Raw genomic sequence first — 21,349 nt, 5'->3', positions numbered from 1 at the left:
ATCTCCCCGGGTGCCGCCGCATCCGCGACAGCAAGACAAAGTACGGGCCTGTTTCATGACCGCGCAAAAGACCATTTCGACCACGTTTCGCATCGCCGTTGCCCAACTCAACCCGGCCGTCGGCGATATCGTCGGCAACCTTGCCAAGGCGCGCGAAGCGCGCGCCGACGCCGCCCGCAACGGGGCCGACCTGCTTCTTCTGACGGAACTCTTCATCTCCGGTTATCCGCCGGAAGATCTGGTCCTGAAGCCGGCCTTTCTCAAAGCCTGCCAGAAGGCGGTCGATGCGCTCGCGGCGGATACGGCCGACGGCGGTCCGGGCGTCGTCGTCGGCTTTCCGCGTCAGGGCGAGGCGGGACGACACAATTCCGTTGCGGTTCTCGACGGGGGCCGGGTGTTGGTCGTTCGCGACAAGATCGATCTGCCGAACTATGGCGAATTCGACGAAAAGCGCGTTTTCACCGAAGGTGCTATGCCGGGGCCGGTCAATTTCCGCGGCGTGCGGCTCGGCATCCCGATCTGCGAGGAAATCTGGAACGACATGGGGGTATGCGAGACGCTGGCGGAAAGCGGCGCGGAAATCCTGCTCGTGCCCAATGGCTCGCCGTATTATCGCGGCAAGATCGACGTGCGCCACCAAGTCGTGCTTCGCCAGGTGATCGAGACCGGCTTACCGATGATCTTTGCCAACCAGCTCGGCGGCCAGGATGAACTGGTCTTCGATGGCGCCAGCTTCGCCTTCAATGCGGACAGGAAGCTGGCCTTCCAGATGAGCCAGTTCGAGGAGAGCATCTCCATTTCCGAATGGCGCAGAAGCAGCGACGGCTGGGTTTGCGAGCCGGGGATGATGTCGCGCCTGCCGCAGCAGGAAGAGGCGGACTATCGCGCCTGCATGCTGGGCTTTCGCGACTACGTCAACAAGAACGGCTTCAAGAACGTCGTGCTCGGCCTCTCCGGCGGTATCGACTCGGCGATCTGTGCAGCACTCGCCGTCGACGCGCTGGGTGAGGAGCGCGTACGCACGGTGATGCTGCCCTATCGCTATACGTCATCGGATTCGTTCAAGGACGCCGAGGAATGCGCCAGGGCCCTCGGCTGCCGCTACGACATCGTGCCGATCGAGGAGCCGGTGCAGGGCTTCATGAGCGCGCTTTCAGAGATGTTCGAGGGCACGGAATCGGGCATCACCGAGGAAAACCTGCAGAGCCGCACGCGCGGCACGATCCTGATGGCGCTCTCCAACAAGTTCGGCTCGATGGTGGTGACGACCGGCAACAAGTCGGAAATGTCGGTCGGTTACGCAACGCTCTACGGCGACATGAACGGCGGCTTCAACCCGATCAAGGATCTCTACAAGATGCAGGTCTACGGCCTGTCGCGCTGGCGCAATACGACCGTGCCGCCCGGTGCGCTCGGGCCGTCCGGCGAGGTGATCCCGAAGAACATCATCGACAAGGCGCCGTCGGCGGAGCTTCGTCCGAACCAGACCGACCAGGATTCCCTGCCGCCCTATCCGGTGCTGGACGATATCCTCGAGTGCCTGGTCGAAAAGGAAATGAGCACCGAGGAGATCGTCGAGCGCGGTCATGACGAGGCGACGGTGCACCGCATCGAGCATCTGCTCTATATCGCCGAATACAAGCGCCGCCAGTCGGCGCCGGGCGTGAAGATCACCAAGAAGAACTTTGGGCGCGACCGCCGCTATCCGATCACCAACCGGTTCCGCGACCGGTAAAACGACGAGCCGGAGGAGGCGATATGCGCAGTTCGGTCGAAATCTACACGCTCGAAACCGGCACGAGCCGGATCGTCTGGCAAACGGAGCAACTGGTGGAGGCGCCGAATTGGTCGCCCGATGGACAGTCGCTCGTTGTCAACGGAGACGGGCTGCTCTATCGGCTGGCGCTGACAGCTCGGGAGCCGATATTGATCGACACCGGCTTTGCGCGCCAATGCAACAACGACCACGGCATCTCGCCCGACGGCGAGACGATCGTCATCAGCGACAAGACTGAATTCGGCAAGTCGGCGATCTACCTTTTGCCGGCGGAAGGCGGCGCGCCGCGGCTCGTGACCCGCAACCTACCGTCCTATTGGCACGGCTGGTCGCCGGACGGAAAGACGCTGGCCTATTGCGGCATCCGCGATCAGGTCTTCGATATCTATACGATCCCAGTCGATGGCGGCGACGAAACGCGGCTGACATTTGGCGAAGGGCGCAATGACGGTCCGGATTACAGCCCGGATGGGAAATGGATCTATTTCAACTCCAGCCGCGCCGGCCGGATGCAGATCTGGCGTATCCGTCCGGACGGTTCGGATGTGACGCGTATCACCGACAGCGAATACGGCGACTGGTTCCCGCATCCATCACCCGACGGAAAACACCTGCTCGTGCTTTCCTATGACGGCGACGTGTTCGATCACCCGCGCGACCTCGACGTTCGGCTGCGGCTGATGAATCCGGACGGCGGTAACGCCCGCGTCCTGTTCGAGCTGTTCGGCGGCCAAGGTACGATCAACGTGCCCAACTGGTCTCCCGATGGCAAGGAATTCGCCTTCGTGCGGTATGAGCCGGTGCCCTCAGAGGTATAGAATACGCCTTTCGGTGGTTGTGTCTTGGTCTTGTGCGCAATTATTCCTTTTCCTATTGTTTTCTAAAACAGGGGAACGGGAAATGCCCATTCATAACCGAGTGGCCGTACTGATCGATGCGGAAAATGTTCCGGGAGATTTCGCCAGCCACGTCCTGCGGGAAGCAGGCGCCTATGGAGCGACGGTGACGCGCCGCGCCTACGGCGATTTTGCCCACGGGAGAGGGGCTGGCTGGCTTGCAGCGGCAGCGCCCCATGCCGTTGACACCATTCAGGTTTCGAGCCCGTGCAAAAGCAAGAATTTCAGCGACATGCGCATGACGATCGATGCGGTGGAGCTGATGTTTGCCAACAAGGCCGATGTTTTCTGTCTTGTCTCCTCGGACGGTGATTTCACACCGCTTGCAATGCATCTGCGCGGCGGAGGGAAGGTCGTTATCGGCATTGGCAGCAAGCAGGCATCCACATCGTTTCGCCAAAGCTGCGACGCCTTTCATGTCGTTGGTCAATCCTCCCTTGTTCCGGTGCCCGTTGCCGCAACGGCGAAACCTCAAGCGAAACCCACGGGGAAACCCGCAAAACCGCAGGGCGTGCTGTCACTTGTAAGCGCGGCAATCAAAACATTTGATGCCGAAACGGACAATGGATGGGTCTCAATTGCTAGTTTGGGAAAGGCTTTGCGTGTGGTTGCTCCCAACTTCACGACGAAGTCTTATGGTTCTGCCACTTTGACAAAGCTTCTTCGTCAGGATGCGTCACTCGATTTGCAGCAGCGTGAAAAAGGGATGTTCGTCCGCGTGAAGCCCAGGATTGCAGTCATTTCCGCACGATAGGGGCTGCCGCAATTAACGGATTTCCAACCAGCTTGCGTAAACGAAACTTCCGCTGCTGATTGTCGCCAGCCTTGCCTTCGTCCTCGACCGCTCCGTCACCGAGGCCGACCGGTTCGGCCTTACCGCCGAACGCAAACTCATCGAAAGCGAGATGCAGCACCAGATCGACGCGGTGGTGCAGTATCAGGCGCAGTTTTCCTTCTGGGACAAAAGCTTTGCGCAGCTTGAAGGGCAGGGCTTTACCGGTGCCTTCGTCAAGCAGGAGCTTACGGACTGGCTGTGGAAGGATTTCGGATTCTCCTGGATGATTTTTGCCGATGCCAGTGAGCGCACGCTGCTGGCGGTCGAAAACGGTGAGAAGGTCGTTCCTCAAAGTGGTTCCCGCACCCTGAAATGGGCCGTTGATCTGCTCGAGAAGGCGAATGACCTCTATGAAGCGGCATTGGTGGCCAAGGGCGGAGGCTGGGTGCTGCAGTCTACCAAGGCCCACCCGGATGAGCTGACGGCCCCGGTCCCGAACATCCATGCTGCCGACTTGAGGATGATCGATGGCAGCATGAGCATCGTTGTCGTGCAGGCCGTGGTACCGAAAACGGCGGAAATTCCGATGGCTCGCCGCAACCCGGTGTTCATGGTCACGGTAAAGCCCTTCAGCGACCGGATGATCACCGACATGGAAGACCGGCTCGGCATCTCCAGCCTTGCCTTTGCGCCGTTGCGCCAGGTGCCGGAAGGCTCCATCCATGTGGCCGTCAGCGATTGCTCGCAGCCGGCCTGCATGGTCGCTGCCTGGACGCCGCGTGCGCCGGGCAGTTTCGTTCGGTCCGAAACGCTTCCGAGCGTCATCGTCATTGCCATGTCCGGCGCTTTGGTCATGGCTTTCATCGCAGTCCGGTTCGGTGCGGTGTTCTCGGCGCTGCAGACGAGCGAGGCGGAAAACCGCCATCTCGCCAAACATGATCGCCTGACCGGGCTTCTGAACCGCAGCGGTTTCGACGATGTTCTTGAGACGTCGCTTGCCCGGGTGAAGGAGCGGTCGTTCTCGCTGCTCTGCATCGATCTCGACAAGTTCAAGGCGGTCAATGATGGCTACGGGCATCCGGCCGGTGATGCCGTGTTGAAGACGCTTGCGTCCCGCTTTGCGGCCCGTGTCGCGGACAACGGTGTCGTCGCCCGCCTCGGTGGGGACGAATTTACCGTCATTCTCGACCATACCATGGCGCGCGATCAGGTCATCGCACTTGCCAATACGCTGATTGTCGAGGCGCAGGTGCCGGTGCCGTTCGAGGGGCAGTTGCTGCGCGTCGGCAGCAGCATCGGCGTCGCCTTCGCGCCCGACCACGGCCGCATTGCCCGCGAGCTCGTGCCGCTCGCCGATCAGGCGCTCTATCTCGCCAAGAGCCGTGGCCGCAATCGCGTCCAAACGGCCGATGACCTCCTCGACGTGCAGCGTGCTCCCGAAGCCGGACAGGCCGCCTGACTAACGCACCCATGCCGGTATGTTGTAGGGCGTGATGACTTCCACAGCCGAGAGGTGCGTTCCTTTCGAATTGGCCAAGGCCCCGCGACGGTTCATGATCGCGCGGAAGGCCGTGCGGACATCGGCTTTCAGATCATGATGCAGAATGAAGTGGATTTGTCCGCTGCGCAGCAGATCGAGATTGTCGGCATCGAGATCATGCGCGACGAAAATGGTGCAGGGCCTGGCGGCCTCAGCAATAGCGGCAAGCACCGCCCGGTTGCCGCCGCCGATCGAATAGACGGCGTTGATGCCCGGATTGGCGGACAGGGCCTCTGCCGCGAGTGCGCCGGTTGCTTCGTCGCGGCCAAGCCCTTCGCTGACCTCCACGATCCCGATCGACGGGTAGCGGTCGCGCAAGGTTCGGCGGAAACCGATCTCCCGCTCCTCTTCGCCCCGGAACCGGCTGCTCGACAGCGTCACCAGCACGGTTGCCGGACTTCCAGCGAACCGCTCGCCGATCAGATAGGCGGCGGTCTCTCCGGCGGCCCTATTGTCCGCCCCGGCATAGGCGGTGCGCGGCGCGTTCGGCAGGTCGGTGACCAGCGTCACGACGGGAATGCCGGACTGTTCGAGCCGGACGACGGCGGCGCTGATATCGGGAACGTCGGGCGCTTTCAGCACGATGCCGTCGGTGCCTCGCAGGCGAATGCGGTCGAGTAGCTGGACGATCTCGTGCGGCCGCACCGTCTCGGCAAAATGGAAACGGGACCGGAAGATCGTCGGCAGGAAGGTGAGGCTCTCGCTTTCGAAGGCGTCACGGACCGCGTTGGTAAATCGCTCCGGCGCTTCCATGACGATGTCGATGCCGAATTTCCGCCCCTGAACCTCCATGCCGGCCTGCTGCTTTTCCAGTTCCCGGATGGCGGCACGCACGCGCATTTCGGTCTGCTTGCGCACGCCTTGCCGACCGTTGAGCACCCGATCGACGGTCGCGGTGCTGAGGCCTGCCTGGAAGGCAATGTCCTTGACCAGAAACTCATGCGCCATTTGGTCTTGCTCTGATGGTGTTTTGATGGATTTCTGCTCTATATCAGGTTTTTCCACCACGTATAGTCGGGCCATCGAACGGCACCAAGTGGGAGGAAAAAAGGATGAAGACCGACAATGCTCTGAGGCAGCGCGCCGATCGGGTCTGGCTAACGGAAGCGGCCTGCGATCTGGAGGATTTCCGACGCGAGGTGGAGCGGAGGACGCTGCTCAGCGACTATCAGCATGCGGCAAGCGTCGAGAAAAATGTGCTGATCTATGACGGCGCCAGTGTTCTGAAGGCGGCCGAAACAGACGATGGACGTCGCGCGGTGCTCGCGGAGATCTGTGAGGCCTTCGCGATGGGCCCGGGCGTCATCGTCCTGAAGCAGGCTTTCGAGGATACGGGCGTCATCGATACGGCAAGCGGTGTCTTCGACGAGATCATCAAAGAGCAGCATCGCACCAATACCGGAGGCGGCGACCATTTTGCCAAGCCCGGCGCCAATGACCGGATCTGGAATTCGCTGGAAAAGCACTGCCTCAAGGATCCGGAGAATTTCGCGGCCTATTACGGCAACACGCTGATCGCGCTGGTCAGCGAAGCCTGGCTCGGGCCGAGCTACCAGATGACGGCGCAGGTCAACCGGGTCAATCCGGGTGGTGCGGCGCAATCGGCGCATCGAGACTACCATCTCGGCTTCCAGACATCGGCCGTGATCGAGCAGTTTCCTGCCCATGTGCATCGGCTGTCGCCGGTGCTCACCTTGCAGGGGGCGGTTGCCCATTGCGATATGCCGCTCGAAAGCGGTCCGACGCTGTTCATGCCCTACAGCCAGACCTATGTGCCGGGTTATCTGGCCCTGAAACGACAGGAGTTTGGCGACTATTTCGATAAGAACCACGTGCAACTGCCGCTGTCCAAGGGCGATCTGGTGTTCTTTAATCCGGCGCTTTTCCACGCTGCCGGCACCAATCGTTCGGCCGACATCAAGCGTGTCGCCAATCTGCTGCAGGTTTCGTCCGCCTTCGGTCGGGCGATGGAGACGGTCAACCGCGAGCGGATGAGTGCAACGCTCTATCCGGCCCTGAAAGCCATGCTGGCCGATGGACGGCTATCTGACGCGCAGGCGGCCAACGCGATCGCGTCCTGCGCGGAAGGTTATTCCTTCCCGACCAATCTGGACCGCGATCCGCCGCTCGGCGGACTGGCGCCGAAGACGCAGGCGCAGTTGATGCATGAGGCGCTGGCCGGCGGGTGGGAGGCGGCGGCCTTCGCTGGCGCGCTTGCGGCACAGGCGGAGAAGAAACTGAGCTGACGCCGGCGCACCCGGCATGTCAAACTTCCGTCCGGTTTCCGGACGGAAGTTTTCTGCATCATCGCCATTTCAAAACGGAGGAAACGGAATGAGCAACGACTATGGCCGCCTTGACGGCAAGATCGCGATTGTGACCGGCGGTACCCAAGGGTTGGGAGCGACGATCGCGGCGCTGTTTGCCGAACGGGGCGCCGCTGGCATCGTCATCTGTGGCCGCAATGCCGCAAAAGGCGAGGCCAAGGCGGCCGAGATCGGTAGGGCTGCGGGTACCAAGGTGGTGTATGTACAGGCCGATCTCGGAGAGGTGAAGGACGCACGCAAGGTCGTCGCTGCCTGCGATACGCAGTTTGGCCGCGTTGATGCGCTGGTGAATGCGGCTGCGATTACCGATCGCGGCACCATCCTCGATACAACCCCGGAATTGTTCGACCGCATGTTCGCCGTCAACGTGCGCGCGCCGTTCTTCCTGATGCAGGAGGCGATCAAGGTGATGCGCCGGGAAAAGACAGAGGGGACGATCGTCAATATCGGCTCGATGTCGGCCAAGGCCGGGCAGCCGTTCATCTCCGCCTATTGCGCCTCCAAGGGCGCGCTGGAAACACTGACCAAGAACACCGCTTATGCGGTGTTGCGCAACCGCATCCGCGTCAACGGGCTCAACATCGGGTGGATGGCGTCGGAAGGTGAGGATCGCATCCAGCGCGAGTTTCATGGCGCTGCCAACGACTGGCTGGAGAAGGCGGCTGCAAGCCAGCCTTTCGGTCGTCTTGTCGATCCGGCCGAGGTGGCGCGGGCCTGTGCCTATCTGTCGTCGGCCGAATCCGGCCTGATAACCGGCTCGGTGATCTGCTTCGATCAGTCGATCTGGGGCGCTTATGACGGTTCACCACATCCGGTTGCCGCCCTGTGAGGAGAACGTTGGGCCGCTTGCATTCGGCGGCCCGCTGTGCCTTTATCGGTTTGGTTCAGGTGCCCGCGAAAGCGGGAGAATCGGGAATCCGGTGAAAATCCGGGACGTGCCCAACGCTGTGACGGGGACGGCCTTGCTAGAATGAATTTCTGAATATTTTCAGAATTCTGCCACTGAATCCTCATGTGATTTGGGAAGGCGGCAAGGCGGGTTGATCCGCAGTCAGAAGACCGGCCTGACGAGATAGACCAGCCCCGCGCGGACGGCGGGAGGTTTCGCATTGTTGGGGATCAAACGATGCAAACGGAACCGCAAGACCGCCTTGTCAGGGCGGAGGCATTTTCACCGGACGAGCGCGCCGCCGTCTACCGCGCCATCGAGACACGCCGTGACGTGCGCGATCAGTTCCTTCCGACACCACTGCCGGACGATGTGATCGCACGGCTGCTTGCCGCCGCCCACAGCGCACCCTCCGTCGGTTTCATGCAGCCGTGGAATTTCATTGTCGTGCGGGACGAAGACAGACGCCAAAAGGTGTTCGAAGCCTTCCAGCGTGCCAATGAGGAGGCGGCGCTGATGTTCGATGGCGCCGCGCGCGACACGTATCGCTCGCTTAAGCTGGAAGGCATCCGCAAGGCGCCGGTGAGCCTCTGTATCACCTGCGACCCGACCCGTGCCGGCAAGGTCGTTCTCGGCCGGACGCACAATCCGCGCATGGACGCGTTTTCGACGGTCTGCGCCGTGCAGAACCTGTGGCTTGCCGCGCGGGCGGAAGGCGTCGGCGTCGGCTGGGTGAGCATTTTCCACGAGCGCGACGTCAAGGCCGTTCTTGGCATACCCGATCACATCGAGATCATCGCCTGGCTCTGCCTGGGCTATGTCGATCAGCTCTATGCGGAACCTGAACTGGCCGTCAAAGGCTGGCGGCAGCGACTGGCGCTCGACGAGCTGGTCTTCGCCAACGCCTGGGGTGTCAAGCCGGCCAGGTAGAGGCTCTAATCAGTTGGTCTGCTGCGGCTGGTATCCGGGGCCGGTCGGGTGTTTCAGGTCGATCGACGATTTGTGGGAGGGCAGGAAGCTCGGCCCGACAACGCGCACTTTGCTGTTCTGCGGATCGTAGGGACGGTCTGCGATGGCAGCCTTTGCTGCCGTCTTGTCAGCCTTGCGCGGCCTGATCTCAAGAATGCCGCTGCCGTCGTCCGGCACACTCTGGTTCGTGGCGGTCTGCCGGGCAGGCGCACAACCGCATTGGCCGGGCTGGCTGCGGTCACGGGTCTTGTAGGCGAAGGCCGTGGGCAGTTCGAGATAGGGCTCGCCTGTGGAGGCCGAGATCATCTGATCGGTCTCTTCGGTCGCAAGCGCATGGTAATAGAGTGCCGTTTCCGCACCCGGGCATCGGCGTTGGCAAGTCTCTGCATCGCGCTGGAAATCGGCGGGGGTGGCGCCGGACGAGATCGGGAAGAAGGCGCCGTCGCAGGTGCGAACGCACAACGTGCGCAGGCCGCCGTCGTCAGCGCCCGGCCGGGTGAAATCCGATACGTCGGCACCGCCGCGCAAGGCCGGGTCACCTTCGCTGATCGGCGGCAGATCCCTCAGGATGTTGCGGTGCGTTTCCGGCTCTTCGGCTTCGGCCAGCGTTTCATCCTGTTCTTCGAAGCACCGATTGACATAGAGCGCGGTAAGGATCCGCCGGCGGCTGATTTCGCTGTCGCCGCCGGTCACCAGATATTCGCGGCGGGCCTTCAGCGTTTCGAGTTTGATTTCCATCTGTGAGATTTTGCTGTCGAGGGCCTCGCAGGTCTCCTCGTTCGGATCGCCGACAATGATCACGCTGCCGGAACTGCACCCCAGACGCCGCCGGTCGCTGCGCGCCTTGCGCAGATCAAGGTTCTGCCGGGCGATTGCACCGGTGTAGTCGCGCAGATTAGCATTTGAGGCGACGATCTTCGGCAGGTTCGACAGGCGCGCATTCAGCCGTTCGCACACCGTCGAGGCGTCGGCGGTGGCCGTCATAGCCATGAGAAGCGGAGCGATAAGCGCCGCGAAGCGAACCGAACGGAAAATCACTGTTTTCTCTCGTCTGAGCGAACCGGCACTCTATCGGGCGCGGCGGATTATTGCCGCGCTCCAAGCCATTGCCTATCATACCGCCATTCGAAAGAGGCGCAACGCAGTCCGCTTGCCAGCGTTAACGCGAGCCCGGGAAATTCCGCCGATGTGGCCGGAGAGCCGCGGTCGCGGCCCTCCGGAAGCCGACGTTAGGCGGCGCGGGCGGTTTCGAGCGACATGGGCGTTTCCAGGACCGGTCCGCCGATTTGAGCGACAGTTTTCATCGTCTCCAGCAGTTCGGTCGTCACTTCCCAGGCGACGGCGACCGCATAGACCGAACCGATGTGCTGCGGTTCGCCGATGCGCTCGCCGGGGCAACCCATGCGGCGGAACATCCGCTCGAGGAAGACATCCGTCACGGTGACGATGTGGCTGAGGCCGGAGGACAGCCCGAGTTCACCGACGCCGCACATCAGTTCCGCCGCGGCGATCGTCACCTGATTGGAGCCGCGATCCTGCGAAATCTCTGGATCGATGCAGAAACGGCTCGACTCCCACACCGATGCATCGCGAACCTCCGGATTGCCCCCGAGCAGAATGGGGAAGGTGTCGTCGAGCATGTTGGGCCCAAGCGTCGGAAGCAGTCGCAGAGAGCCACACAGGCGTCCGGTCTGGTCGGAGTAGGACAGCACATAGAGTGGATTGGCGTCGTCGTAGTGGTCGATTTCCCAATCGCCGCGTACCGACACATCCCATTTCAGGAGATCGTGGAAGACGCGCTTGCGCAGCCTGAACATGGCGTCGATATCCTGGGGATACTGTTTGCGGCTGTTGCGGTTGAAAATCCTGATCATTTTTTTGCTCCTGTGATCTCGAATGCGAGGAGCAAATGCTGTCAGTGATCGGCGATCGGCAAAACTGTCGGTAGTGACAGGTTTCGAATGCACGCCAATATGTGATGAAATCCAGTGCGTCCCTTTGGACGCACTGAGCTGGCGATTGCGGGACAGGAAACGGGTTGGAGGCGCCTTGGATGAGGCCGCTTCGGTGAAGTCAGAAGGTCGGAATAAGATCGCGCCGGACGGCCTGGGCGACGGCCTGTGCGTTGGACACGACATTCAGCTTGCGCCGGGCATTGGTCATGAAGAAGCGAACGGTGCGTTCGGAGATGCCGAGGATGGTGCCGATTTCCCAATAGCTTTTGCCGGCAGCGGCCCAGCCAAGCACTTCGGTCTCCCGATTGGTGAGCGACCCGGCGTCGTGGTTCGAAAGCTCGACCCTGTTTTCGTTCTCCAGGAGGGAGGCATGAAAGAGATTGGCCAGCAGCTGGAAATCACGCAGATGGCAGCGTCTATAGGCCGGCCATTCCTCGGCCGGGACATCGGCATGGATCGCTAGAAAAGCCAGCCGGCGCGTCGGCGCGGCAAGCGGCAGCGTGATGCCATTGACGCCGAGTCCATGATGGGCAGCCGCGGAAAAGAGTGGTTCGTTTTCGGGGTAAAGTTTGCGGGCGGTCGCCCAGTCCACCGGCCTGATGCTGCCCATGGCCGACCGAAAGATCGGGTCGATCCGGAGAAATCCTTCATCGATATAAGTTCTGACTGCGCTCGCGCTGTAGGTATGGTGTAGTCTATGTACTACGAATCCCGACGTTAAGATCTCAACGTCGACGTAAAGCAGATTTGCAATACTGAAAGTGCTGCGCATCAGGGCGAAAAACCGTTTTGCTTCAACGAGTTTCTCGTTTTCCATAATGTCCAGCAGGTCAAAGAATGCCCGTTGGTCAGTCATGTTGCAAATACCCTGTGATTTAAAGGTATTTTACCATGATAACGGTTTTTACTCTTTGTCCAGTACAATCTTTGGTTAATAAATCGTTTCTTGGGTTGTCAATCTAAGATAGTGGTTTTGTGCGGTTTTGTTGTTTCGATTGAGCCAGGTACCTGGCTCAATCGATGTCGCCTCACGCCGGATGCGAGGCTTCCACCACGGCGAGCGCTGCCATGTTGACGACGCCGCGCGAGGTGACTGATGGCGACAGGATGTGGGCCGGCAGGGCGGTACCGAGAAGGATCGGGCCGACATGCAGGCTGTCGGTCATGGTCTTGACGACGCCGAGCGTGATATTGGCCGCATCGAGATTGGGGAAGACAAGCAGGTTGGCTTCGCCGGTCAGCGTGCTGTTGGGCATGACACGCTTGCGCAGAATTTCCGAAATAGCGGAATCGCCGTGCATTTCACCATCGGCTTCCAGGTCGGGGGCGAGGTCGCGAACAATCTGCATCGCCTTGCGCATCTTTGACGCGCTGTCTGAATCCCTCGAGCCGAAATTCGAATGGGAAACGAGGGCCGCGCGCGGCGTGATGCCGAAGCGGCGGATTTCCTGGGCCGCCATGATCGTCTTCTGGGCGATCTCCTCCGCTGTCGGATCGAAGGTCACATAGGTGTCGGTAAGGAAGGTGGTGCCGCGCTGCGAAATCAGCAGGCTGAGCGCCGAGAAGTCGAGCACGCCTTCGCGCTTGCCGATGATCTGCGAAACGGCACGCAGATGGGCACTGTAGCGTCCTTCGACACCACAGATCAGGGCATCGGCTTCGCCGCGCCGGACTGCGAGAGCGCCAATGACCGTCTGGTTTGTACGCACAATGGTGCGGGCGGCTTCCGGAATGACACCGAGGCGGCCGACGAGCGAGAAATACTCGTCGACATAGTCACGGAACCGCGGATCGCCTTCGGGATTGACCACTTCGAAGTCGGTATCCGGCCGGATGCGCAGGCCGTAGCGCTTCAGGCGGGTCTCGATGATGTGCGGGCGGCCGATGAGGATCGGGCGGGCCGTTCCGTCTTCGAGCAGCACCTGCGCTGCGCGCAGCACACGCTCGTCTTCGCCTTCGGAGAAGATCACGCGGTTCTTCTGGGCGTTCTTGGCGGCGGCGAAGATCGGCTTCATGATGAAGCCGGAGCGGAAGACGAAGCGGTTGAGCTGGTCGAGATAGGCGTCGAAATCCGTGATCGGCCGATTGGCGACGCCGCTTTCGGCCGCAGCCTTGGCGACGGCCGGCGCAATGCGCAGGATCAGCCGCTGGTCGAACGGCGAGGGGATCAGGTAGTCCGGGCCGAACACCGGCGTCTCACCGGAATAGGCGCGGGCGGCGACATCCGACGGCTCCTCGCGGGCAAGGGCTGCAATGGCGCGCACGGCCGCCATCTTCATTTCCTCGTTGATCGTCCGGGCGCTGCAATCGAGCGCACCGCGGAAGATGTAGGGGAAACACAGGACGTTGTTGACCTGGTTGGGGAAATCCGAGCGGCCGGTGCAGATCATCGCGTCCGGGCGCGCCGCGCGCGCGACTTCCGGCATGATTTCGGGATTGGGGTTGGCGAGCGCCATGATCAGCGGCTTTTCCGCCATCTGCACCAGTAGCTCAGGCTTCAGGACGCCGGCGGCCGAAAGGCCGAGGAAGACATCGGCACCGGCAATGCTGTCGGCGAGCACCCGGTTGGCGCTGTCCTGGGCGTAGATCGACTTCCACTCGTCCATCAGCACTTCGCGGCCGAGATAGACGAGGCCTTCGAGATCGTGCACCCAGATGTTTTCGCGCCGGGCGCCAAGCGTCACCAGGAGATTGAGGCAGGCGAGCGCTGCCGCGCCCGCGCCCGACGTGACGATCTTTGCCTTGGCAATGTCCTTGCCGGCGAGTTCGAGGCCGTTGAGGATGGCAGCTGCCACGATGATCGCGGTTCCATGCTGATCATCATGGAAAACCGGAATATCCATCTTCTCGCGCAGCCGGCGCTCCACTTCGAAACATTCCGGGGCCTTGATATCTTCCAGGTTGATGCCGCCGAAGGTCGGCTCAAGTGCTGCGATGACATTGACCATCTGGTCGATCTCGGGCGCGTCGATCTCGATGTCGAATACGTCGATACCTGCGAATTTCTTGAAGAGGACGGCCTTGCCTTCCATCACCGGCTTGGAGGCAAGCGGTCCGATATTGCCGAGCCCGAGCACTGCCGTGCCGTTGGAAACGACAGCGACCAGATTGGCGCGGGCCGTATAATCGGCGGCAGTCGACGGATCGTCTCGGATGGCGAGGCAAGGGGCGGCGACGCCCGGTGAATAAGCGAGCGCCAGATCGCGCTGGTTGCCAAGCGGCTTGGTCGGCTGGATTTCGAGCTTGCCGGGACGCGGATAGCGATGGAAGAACAGCGCCTGTTCGTCGAGATCGCCGCTTGCTGGAACCGTTGGGGTCTTGGCTTTGTCGCCGGTGCTCATTTTCGTGAATCCTTCCCTTTTCGTCGCGGCTCTTTTTGCACGAAACGAACGCCCCGTACAGTTTCGAACCGCTCGATTGTCCCTGGTTTTCCGGGGCAGCCGTCTCAACCGGGAAATGGCCGATCCACAGGCTGTCATTCTCCTGAAACAAGAGTCTGTTTTTGACAGGGGTAAAAGAGGCCCGATAGATCTGCGAGGCAGTATGACTGAGAAAGAGCAAGACCCAGCCATTCGCCGTTTCAGGACCCTGTTCATTTCCGATGTGCATCTGGGATCGAAAGCGGCCAAGACCGACTATCTTCTGGATTTCCTGCGCGCCAACGAGGCTGAGACGATCATCCTTGTCGGCGACATCGTCGATGGTTGGCGCCTGAAGCGCAGCTGGTATTGGCCGCAGGCGTGCAACGATGTCGTGCAGAAGCTTTTGCGCAAGGCCCGCAAGGGCAGCCGCATCATCTATATTCCCGGCAACCACGACGAATTCATGCGCGATTTCCCTGGTGTGCATTTCGGTGGCATCGAGGTTGCCCAACGGCATATGCATGAGGGTGCCGATGGTCAGAAATATCTGGTGCTGCACGGCGATGAATTCGATGTGGTGGTGCGCAATGCGCGGCTGCTCGCCTATCTCGGCGATTGGGCCTATGACATGGCGATCCTCATCAATATCGGCCTGTCCGCCGTCCGCCGTCGTCTCGGGTTGCCTTATTGGTCGTTCTCAGCCTGGGCGAAGCTGCAGGTCAAGCATGCCGTCAATTTCATTGGCGAATTCCAGCGCGTGGTGGCCGAGGAGGCGCGTCGGGAAAATGCCGACGGGGTGATCTGCGGCCACATCCATCACGCCGTGATCGAGGATATCGGTGGCGTCCGCTACATCAATACCGGCGACTGGGTGGAAAGCTGCACGGCGATCGCCGAGCATCACGACGGCACGATGGAGCTGATCACCTGGCGTGAGCTGAGCGGCGTTCCCGCCGTTCGCGAGGATACGACCGAGATCGAAGTGATGATGGCGCGGGCTCTTTCGCAACAGGCGGCATAAAAGCAACCGCACAACGAGTGTAGGGGAATCTAGCTTCTAGCGCCGCTCGGAGGCGCTGTGATAAATCATGGACGCATTCATCAGGTCCTTCCATGATTCCCTCGTCTCCGCTTCCTTATCGCGAGGATGCGCCGGCCTATTTCGTGCCGCGCATCGCTTTGCTCTTCTGCGCGCCGCTCATCGTCAACGGCTTCGCCATGCCGTATTTTCCGGTCTGGCTCAGCACGCTTTCCCTCAGTGATGCCGAGATCGGCATCATACTGGCGGTGCCGATGTTCGTGCGCGTCATCACGGCGCCGCTGGTCGGGCTTCTGGCCGACAGGATCGGTGAGCGCGCGCGTGTGCTCATCTGGTCGGCGGTCCTTTCGCTGCTGACGGGGCTTGCCCTCTTCGTCTCGCACAGCTTCTGGTTCGTGCTGGTCGTCTGCGCGCTGCAGGGCGGCGTATACTCGCCCTATGTGCCGATCGTCGAGGCGATCGCGCTGACCGGCGTGCGGCGCTGGCGTTTTGACTATGCGAGCATGCGCCTGTGGGGTTCCGTCGCCTTCATTGCCGCGACGATGGTCGGCGGCGCGATGATTGGTGTCTATGGCGGCGCGATGGTGCTACCGGCCATGGTCGGCGGCTTTCTTCTGATGATCGTCTTGACGCTGATTGCGCCGCGTGTCGGCCGCCCGCGGCGTCCATCGACACTGACGACACTGACCGAGCCACCTCCCAAAGCCTTGCGCAAACTCGACCTGCAATTGCTTCTGGTCGGCGTGACTTTGGTCAACAGCAGCCATGCGATGCTGTTTGCCTTCTCGGCGATCTACTGGCAGCACATCGGCTTCAGCGGCACGCAGATCGGCCTGTTGTGGAGCGCCGGCGTCGCGGCCGAGGTGGCGATGTTTGCCTGCGCCAAGACGATCATACGGCGCTTCAGCCTGTGGACGATGATCTTTTCCGGATGTGGCCTTGCCGTCGTGCGCTGGATCATCTTTCCGATGGAACTCGGTTTCTGGGGCTATTTCGTGCTGCAGTGTTTTCACGCCTTCACCTATGCGATCATGCATACGGGCATGCAGAACATGCTGGTCCAGCGGGTGCCGGAAGAGCAGGAGGCTTCCGCGCAGGGGCTGTATTTCTTCTATACCGGCGTATTCTCGGCGATCTTCACGTTTGCGTCGGGCTATTTCTACACCTGGTTCGGAGTCCACGGTTTCTATTCTATGTCCGTTGTGGCACTGATCGGCTGCGGCTCGGCCTTGACCGCCTGGTATCTTCAGCCCCAGAGGGCGGGAATAGGCGGGAAGACCAGCGAGGCCTCGTAGCGCAGACCGGGCTCGCGGTCACGGGCGAGAAGCAACGGTCCGTCGAGGTCTGCAAATTCGGCGCCTTGCGCCAGAAGAATAGCCGGTGCCATGCCGAGGGAGGTGCCGACCATGCAGCCGACCATGATCTTGAGGTTCAAGGCGCGCGCCGCATCGCGCATGCGCAGCGCTTCTGTCAGCCCGCCGGTCTTGTCGAGCTTGATATTGACGGCATCATAGAGCCCGGCGAGCTTCGGCAGGTCTTCGGTCCTGTGCACGCTTTCGTCGGCGCAGACCGGGACGGGGCGGGATAAGGACGCCAGCAGGCCGTCATGCCCTGCGGGAAGGGGTTGTTCGATCAGCGCGACGCCCGATTCGGCGCAGACGGCGAAGTGATAGGCCAGATTGGCCTCCGTCCAGCCCTCATTGGCGTCGAGAATGATGGCGCTGTCCGGTGCCGCGGCGCGGACCGCGCGAATACGGGCGGCATCGTCGGCGGTTCCGACCTTGACTTTGAGCAAGGCCCGGTGGGCGTATTGCGCGGCTTGAGTTGCCATGGTCTCCGGCTCCCCGAGCGAGAGGGTATAGGCCGTCGTCAGCGGCTGTGGTTCAGTGAGATTTGCTGTCGCAAAGACGTGCCTGCCTGACGTTTTTGCTTCGAGATCCCAGAGCGCGCAGTCGATGGCATTGCGTGCCGCGCCGGCGTTCATCGCCGTCAGCAAGCTGTTGCGCCCAAGGCCCGCCTCGATTTCAGGGCGGATTGCCTCGATTTCAGCGAGCACGCCGTCGATGGTTTCGCCGTAGCGGCCGTAGGGCACGCATTCGCCGACCCCGGTAAAACCATCGCCGGAAATGCGGCAGGTAACCACGGAGGCCGTCGTCTTGCTGCCGCGCGAAATGGTGAAGCTGCCGGCGATCGGGAAGTGTTCGACGGCGGTTACGAGCGAACGTGTCATCAGTGTCTCCTGTGGCATCCATATCGCAGCGGCCAACCGTTTGTTTCAGAAACGTTTCAATCGGTGACAGATGGGGCTCGAGCGGTTATGAGTCGCTGACCTTTTATCAAATGCAGCCATCTCCGGAAGACCCAACAGACGTGACGCGTTCGCAAATGAAAACCGAGACCGACGTGCAGCTCGACGAGGCTGGCAAGAACGGAACCCGGATCTACCGTTTCAGCGGCGATTGGCGCAGCGCGTCCGTTCATACGATCACACCGCGCCTCAGCGAACTTGCTTCCAACGGCGGGAAAGCGGCTGAAGTCGATCTCAGCGCCATCACGGCGATGGATACGGCAGGGGCGTGGGTCATCCGTCGATTCATGTCCAAGATCGGCGATGTGACGCTCATTAGTGACAAGCCGCGCTATCTTGAGCTTCTGAGTGCCTTGCCTGAGGAACTGCCGGAGCCTGGCGACGAACAGAAGCAATCCGGCTCCCGCTTTACCCGGTTCTTCGCGCCTGTCGGTGAGGCCGTGATGTCTGCCTGGGAAGACACGGTCGCTGCGATGTTCATTCTCGGCTCGGCTGTTCGCGGCGCGCAGTTGAAGCTTGGGCGCCACAGCGGCCTGTCGCCGGCCGCGATCGTCAACCAGATCGATCGCATGGGCGTGCAGGCTACGCCGATCATCATGCTGATGTCCTTCCTGATCGGCGCCATCATCGCCCAGCAGGGTGCCTTCCAGCTGCGTTATTTCGGCGCCGAGCTTTTCGTCGTTGATCTGGTCGGTATCCTGCAACTGCGCGAAATCGGTGTGCTTTTGACGGCCATCATGATCGCCGGCCGGTCCGGCAGTGCCATCACCGCCGAAATCGGCTCGATGAAGATGCGCGAGGAGATCGATGCGCTGAAGGTGATGGGGCTGAGCCCGATTGGCGTCCTGGTGTTTCCGCGGCTTGTTGCGCTGACGGTGGCATTGCCGCTTTTGACCATCATAGCCAACTTTGCAGCGCTGACAGGGGCAGCCGTCGTCGCCTGGGGCTACTCCGGCATCACCTTTGCGACCTTTCTGGCGCGGCTTCAGGAGGCGGTCGACTTCTCGTCCGTGCTCGCCGGCATGATCAAGGCGCCGTTCATGGCGCTGATCATCGGCGTTGTCGCTGCGGTGGAAGGTCTGAAAGTCGGCGGCAGCGCCGAATCGCTCGGCAAACACGTCACCCAATCGGTGGTGAAGTCGATCTTCGTCGTTATCCTTGTCGACGGCCTGTTTGCGATGTTCTACGCATCGATCGATTTCTGATGGAAGAGGTTTGGCCGGTGGAACCGAGCGACAATGTGACGGCGGGAAAGAAAGAGGGGAGCGGGGTAAACGGTACGGAGATCATCCTGTCCGTGAAAGACCTGACGGTCGGCTTCGGCTCCAACATCGTGCTCGACAAGCTCAATCTCGATATCTACCGCGGCGAAATCCTTGGCTTCGTCGGCGCTTCCGGCACCGGCAAATCGGTACTGATGCGCACGGTCCTGCGTTTGCTGCCGCGCCGTTCCGGCTCGATCAAGATACTCGGTGTCGAATATGACGAGGTCAGCGAAGAGGAACGCATGGAACTCGACATGCGCCTCGGCGTGCTCTTTCAGCACGGCGCCCTGTTTTCCTCGCTGACTGTGCTCGAAAATATCCAGGTGCCGATGCGGGAATATCTGAACCTGCCGCAGGACTTGATGGACGAGCTGGCGCGGCTGAAAATCGACATGGTTGGTCTGGCGCCGGAGGCGGCGGACAAGTTTCCCTCCGAGCTCTCCGGCGGCATGATCAAACGCGCGGCCCTTGCCCGCGCGCTCGCGCTCGATCCCGACCTGGTCTTCCTCGATGAGCCGACGTCCGGGCTCGATCCGATCGGCGCTGCCGAGTTCGACAACCTGATTGCCAAACTGCGCGACACCCTGGGATTGACCGTGTATATGGTGACTCACGATCTCGACAGCCTGTTTTCGGTCTGCGACCGGATCGCGGTGCTCGGGCAGAAGCGGGTTCTCGTCGAAGGCACGATCGAGGATATGCTCGCCTGCGACGACGATTGGGTGAAGTCCTATTTCCGGGGCAAGCGTGCGCGCTCGATTGTCCGTGACGACGGCAAAAGGGCCTCCTGACAGCGCCGTCCATGATTTTGATTGAAGCAAGGAACCGCGTCTGCGGCCTCCCTGAAGGATACCGGTAGCAATGGAAACAAAAGCCAACTACGCCATCGTCGGTTTTTTCACCGTCATGGTCATCTTCGCGGCCTTCGGCTTCGTCTACTGGATGTCGCAATATGGCCGCAGCGGCCAGATGGTGGAACTGGTGATCAGCATTCCGGGCTCGGCCAATGGATTGAGCGTCGGCTCGCCGGTGCGGTTCAACGGCATTCCCGTTGGTTCGGTCCGCAGCCTTGCAATCAACGCCAACGATCCCCGCTATTCCGTTGCAGTAACCGAGGTTTCCGCCGACGCGCCCGTTCTCAAATCGACGACCGCAACGCTTGAAATCCAGGGCCTGACCGGTGCTGCCTATATCGAGCTCAGCGGCGGCAACAAGGGTGAGGAAAACATCCTGACGAAGGCGCTTGAGGAGGGCAAGTCGGCGCAGATGCAGGCCGATCAGTCCAGCGTCACGAGCCTTCTGGCGACTGCCGACAAGATCATGGATCGGGCGAACGATGCGATCGGCGACATCCAGGGGTTCGTCAAGGATGTGCGCGGGCCGCTGACCAGCACGATCGCCAATGCCGACCGCTTCACCAAAGCCCTGGCCGACAACTCCGAAGGCATCGACGAGTTCCTGAAGAGCGTCAGCGCCCTGTCGACCTCGATCACGGCAGCGGCGGACAAGCTCGATTCGACGCTGACATCGGCTGAAGCTCTGGTGAAATCCGTCGATACGAAAAAGGTTGATCATATCGTCAGCAATGTCGAGAAGATGAGCAATGAGCTGAGCGCGGCATCCGGCAGCGTGGCCGACACCATAGCCAGCTTCAAGAAGACAGCCGAGACCTATCAGCGGTTTGGCGAGAATGCGACCGCGACGCTTAGCCGTGTCGATACACTGATGGCGGCCGTCGACAGCCAGAAGGTGACCGGCGTGGTGAACGATGTGTCGGCGGCAAGCGCCGATGCGCGCAAGACGGCCGCTTCCATCAGCGAGCTCGCCGACCGGATCAGGGGCCGTCAGAACGATATCGACCAGACGATCACCGACGTTACCCAGATGGCCAACAAGCTGAATGCCGCATCGAGCCGTGTTGATGGCATTCTCGCCAAGCTCGACGGCTTCCTCGGCGATGCCGACGCGCCTTCCCTGTCGGCCGATGCCCGTGCGACGCTTGCCTCCTTCCGCAAGATGGCCGACAATCTGAACGCGCAGATCGGTCCGATTGCAGACAATCTGAAACGGTTCTCCGGCTCCGGGTTGCGGGACGTCGAGGCGTTGGTCGGCGAGACGCGGCGCGCGGTTCAAACGCTGGACAGCACGATTTCCACTTTCGACAGGGACCCGCAACGGTTGTTGTTCGGCGGCGAAACCGTCAAGCAGTATGACGGCCGGGCGCGACGTTAAGCCGTCGATTCGCCT

Annotated in this window: 19 protein-coding genes and 1 riboswitch; of the genes, 12 read left to right on the top strand and 7 right to left on the bottom strand. The window is 61.2% G+C overall.

Features of this window, described 5'->3' with window-relative positions; all coding sequences use genetic code 11:
- Positions 1 to 55: 55 nt before the first annotated feature.
- The 3 genes from WI754_RS16725 (at position 56) to WI754_RS16715 (ending at position 3,427) form a co-directional block, all read left to right on the top strand.
- Positions 56 to 1,735, top strand: coding sequence for an NAD+ synthase (locus tag WI754_RS16725; protein WP_349434600.1), 1,680 nt, complete (start codon positions 56 to 58; stop codon positions 1,733 to 1,735).
- Between the two features lie 23 nt (positions 1,736 to 1,758).
- Positions 1,759 to 2,595, top strand: coding sequence for a TolB family protein (locus tag WI754_RS16720; protein ID WP_349434599.1), 837 nt, complete (start codon positions 1,759 to 1,761; stop codon positions 2,593 to 2,595).
- An 82-nt stretch (positions 2,596 to 2,677) separates the two neighbouring features.
- A complete protein-coding gene (locus tag WI754_RS16715) occupies positions 2,678 to 3,427 on the top strand; it encodes an NYN domain-containing protein (protein WP_349434598.1) in 750 nt (249 codons plus the stop codon).
- On the opposite strand, the gene WI754_RS16710 is transcribed toward WI754_RS16715, so the two are convergent.
- Positions 3,411 to 3,587, bottom strand: coding sequence for a hypothetical protein (locus WI754_RS16710; protein WP_349434597.1), 177 nt, complete (start codon positions 3,585 to 3,587; stop codon positions 3,411 to 3,413). The genes WI754_RS16715 and WI754_RS16710 overlap by 17 nt on opposite strands.
- On the opposite strand from WI754_RS16710, the gene WI754_RS16705 reads away from it, so the two are divergent.
- Positions 3,579 to 4,907, top strand: a complete 1,329-nt coding sequence (locus WI754_RS16705; protein WP_349434596.1) for a diguanylate cyclase — start codon at positions 3,579 to 3,581, stop codon at positions 4,905 to 4,907. The two genes, WI754_RS16710 and WI754_RS16705, sit on opposite strands and share 9 nt — an antisense overlap.
- Here the strand turns inward: WI754_RS16705 and WI754_RS16700 are convergent, their stop codons facing one another.
- Positions 4,908 to 5,936: a LacI family DNA-binding transcriptional regulator gene (locus WI754_RS16700; RefSeq protein WP_349434595.1), complete on the bottom strand. Its 1,029-nt coding sequence runs from the start codon at positions 5,934 to 5,936 to the stop codon at positions 4,908 to 4,910.
- Positions 5,937 to 6,040: 104 nt separating this feature from the next.
- Between WI754_RS16700 and WI754_RS16695 the strand changes: the two genes are divergently transcribed.
- The 3 genes from WI754_RS16695 to bluB all read left to right on the top strand — a co-directional run bounded on the left by WI754_RS16695 (position 6,041) and on the right by bluB (position 9,134).
- On the top strand, positions 6,041 to 7,234 hold the full coding sequence (locus WI754_RS16695) for a phytanoyl-CoA dioxygenase family protein (protein ID WP_349434594.1): 1,194 nt from the start codon (positions 6,041 to 6,043) through the stop codon (positions 7,232 to 7,234).
- 88 nt (positions 7,235 to 7,322) lie between these two features.
- Complete coding sequence (locus WI754_RS16690; RefSeq protein ID WP_349434593.1) at positions 7,323 to 8,144, top strand: SDR family oxidoreductase; 822 nt, start codon at positions 7,323 to 7,325, stop codon at positions 8,142 to 8,144.
- A gap of 40 nt (positions 8,145 to 8,184) precedes the next feature.
- Positions 8,185 to 8,398, top strand: a riboswitch (cobalamin riboswitch).
- 43 nt (positions 8,399 to 8,441) lie between these two features.
- Positions 8,442 to 9,134: a 5,6-dimethylbenzimidazole synthase gene (gene bluB / locus WI754_RS16685; RefSeq protein WP_349434592.1), complete on the top strand. Its 693-nt coding sequence runs from the start codon at positions 8,442 to 8,444 to the stop codon at positions 9,132 to 9,134.
- Between the two features lie 9 nt (positions 9,135 to 9,143).
- On the opposite strand, the gene WI754_RS16680 is transcribed toward bluB, so the two are convergent.
- The 4 genes from WI754_RS16680 to WI754_RS16665 all read right to left on the bottom strand — a co-directional run bounded on the left by WI754_RS16680 (position 9,144) and on the right by WI754_RS16665 (position 14,469).
- Positions 9,144 to 10,163, bottom strand: a complete 1,020-nt coding sequence (locus tag WI754_RS16680; protein WP_349437843.1) for a DUF2865 domain-containing protein — start codon at positions 10,161 to 10,163, stop codon at positions 9,144 to 9,146.
- Between the two features lie 239 nt (positions 10,164 to 10,402).
- Positions 10,403 to 11,047: an acyl-homoserine-lactone synthase gene (locus tag WI754_RS16675; RefSeq protein WP_349434591.1), complete on the bottom strand. Its 645-nt coding sequence runs from the start codon at positions 11,045 to 11,047 to the stop codon at positions 10,403 to 10,405.
- A 199-nt stretch (positions 11,048 to 11,246) separates the two neighbouring features.
- A complete protein-coding gene (locus WI754_RS16670) occupies positions 11,247 to 11,984 on the bottom strand; it encodes an autoinducer binding domain-containing protein (RefSeq protein WP_349434590.1) in 738 nt (245 codons plus the stop codon).
- A gap of 172 nt (positions 11,985 to 12,156) precedes the next feature.
- The gene (locus WI754_RS16665; protein ID WP_349434589.1) at positions 12,157 to 14,469 is read right to left on the bottom strand and encodes an NADP-dependent malic enzyme; all 2,313 of its coding nucleotides are present in this window, start codon (positions 14,467 to 14,469) and stop codon (positions 12,157 to 12,159) included.
- A gap of 202 nt (positions 14,470 to 14,671) precedes the next feature.
- Between WI754_RS16665 and WI754_RS16660 the strand changes: the two genes are divergently transcribed.
- Complete coding sequence (locus tag WI754_RS16660; RefSeq protein WP_349434588.1) at positions 14,672 to 15,511, top strand: UDP-2,3-diacylglucosamine diphosphatase; 840 nt, start codon at positions 14,672 to 14,674, stop codon at positions 15,509 to 15,511.
- Between the two features lie 92 nt (positions 15,512 to 15,603).
- The gene (locus WI754_RS16655; protein WP_349434587.1) at positions 15,604 to 16,824 is read left to right on the top strand and encodes an MFS transporter; all 1,221 of its coding nucleotides are present in this window, start codon (positions 15,604 to 15,606) and stop codon (positions 16,822 to 16,824) included.
- On the opposite strand, the gene dgcA is transcribed toward WI754_RS16655, so the two are convergent.
- On the bottom strand, positions 16,776 to 17,759 hold the full coding sequence (gene dgcA, locus WI754_RS16650; protein ID WP_349434586.1) for an N-acetyl-D-Glu racemase DgcA: 984 nt from the start codon (positions 17,757 to 17,759) through the stop codon (positions 16,776 to 16,778). The genes WI754_RS16655 and dgcA overlap by 49 nt on opposite strands.
- A gap of 140 nt (positions 17,760 to 17,899) precedes the next feature.
- Between dgcA and WI754_RS16645 the strand changes: the two genes are divergently transcribed.
- The 3 genes from WI754_RS16645 (at position 17,900) to WI754_RS16635 (ending at position 21,334) form a co-directional block, all read left to right on the top strand.
- A complete protein-coding gene (locus WI754_RS16645; protein ID WP_349434585.1) occupies positions 17,900 to 19,042 on the top strand; it encodes an ABC transporter permease in 1,143 nt (380 codons plus the stop codon).
- Positions 19,042 to 19,893, top strand: coding sequence for an ABC transporter ATP-binding protein (locus WI754_RS16640; RefSeq protein WP_349434584.1), 852 nt, complete (start codon positions 19,042 to 19,044; stop codon positions 19,891 to 19,893). The genes WI754_RS16645 and WI754_RS16640 overlap by 1 nt, the downstream gene beginning before the upstream one ends.
- A 70-nt stretch (positions 19,894 to 19,963) precedes the next feature.
- Positions 19,964 to 21,334, top strand: a complete 1,371-nt coding sequence (locus tag WI754_RS16635; protein ID WP_349434583.1) for an MlaD family protein — start codon at positions 19,964 to 19,966, stop codon at positions 21,332 to 21,334.
- Positions 21,335 to 21,349 lie beyond the last annotated feature (15 nt).

The organism is Pararhizobium sp. A13, assembly GCF_040126305.1.
In the GTDB taxonomy this organism is placed as follows: domain Bacteria; phylum Pseudomonadota; class Alphaproteobacteria; order Rhizobiales; family Rhizobiaceae; genus Pararhizobium.
The sequence above is the reverse complement of the archived record's forward strand: the minus strand, read 5'-3'. Positions and strand labels throughout refer to the sequence as shown.

Bases quoted from the DNA above. Each gene is read 5' to 3' on its own strand.
- WI754_RS16705 (WP_349434596.1), top strand. From the start codon at position 3,579: ATGCAGCACCAGATCGACGCGGTGGTGCAGTATCAGGCGCAGTTTTCC.
- WI754_RS16640 (WP_349434584.1), top strand. From the start codon at position 19,042: ATGGAAGAGGTTTGGCCGGTGGAACCGAGCGACAATGTGACGGCGGGA.
- WI754_RS16655 (WP_349434587.1), top strand. From the start codon at position 15,604: ATGATTCCCTCGTCTCCGCTTCCTTATCGCGAGGATGCGCCGGCCTAT.
- WI754_RS16660 (WP_349434588.1), top strand. From the start codon at position 14,672: ATGACTGAGAAAGAGCAAGACCCAGCCATTCGCCGTTTCAGGACCCTG.
- bluB (WP_349434592.1), top strand. From the start codon at position 8,442: ATGCAAACGGAACCGCAAGACCGCCTTGTCAGGGCGGAGGCATTTTCA.
- WI754_RS16670 (WP_349434590.1), bottom strand. From the start codon at position 11,984: ATGACTGACCAACGGGCATTCTTTGACCTGCTGGACATTATGGAAAAC.
- WI754_RS16680 (WP_349437843.1), bottom strand. From the start codon at position 10,163: ATGGCTATGACGGCCACCGCCGACGCCTCGACGGTGTGCGAACGGCTG.
- WI754_RS16665 (WP_349434589.1), bottom strand. From the start codon at position 14,469: ATGAGCACCGGCGACAAAGCCAAGACCCCAACGGTTCCAGCAAGCGGC.
- WI754_RS16725 (WP_349434600.1), top strand. From the start codon at position 56: ATGACCGCGCAAAAGACCATTTCGACCACGTTTCGCATCGCCGTTGCC.
- WI754_RS16720 (WP_349434599.1), top strand. From the start codon at position 1,759: ATGCGCAGTTCGGTCGAAATCTACACGCTCGAAACCGGCACGAGCCGG.
- WI754_RS16690 (WP_349434593.1), top strand. From the start codon at position 7,323: ATGAGCAACGACTATGGCCGCCTTGACGGCAAGATCGCGATTGTGACC.
- WI754_RS16715 (WP_349434598.1), top strand. From the start codon at position 2,678: ATGCCCATTCATAACCGAGTGGCCGTACTGATCGATGCGGAAAATGTT.
- dgcA (WP_349434586.1), bottom strand. From the start codon at position 17,759: ATGACACGTTCGCTCGTAACCGCCGTCGAACACTTCCCGATCGCCGGC.
- WI754_RS16695 (WP_349434594.1), top strand. From the start codon at position 6,041: ATGAAGACCGACAATGCTCTGAGGCAGCGCGCCGATCGGGTCTGGCTA.
- WI754_RS16700 (WP_349434595.1), bottom strand. From the start codon at position 5,936: ATGGCGCATGAGTTTCTGGTCAAGGACATTGCCTTCCAGGCAGGCCTC.
- WI754_RS16635 (WP_349434583.1), top strand. From the start codon at position 19,964: ATGGAAACAAAAGCCAACTACGCCATCGTCGGTTTTTTCACCGTCATG.
- WI754_RS16675 (WP_349434591.1), bottom strand. From the start codon at position 11,047: ATGATCAGGATTTTCAACCGCAACAGCCGCAAACAGTATCCCCAGGAT.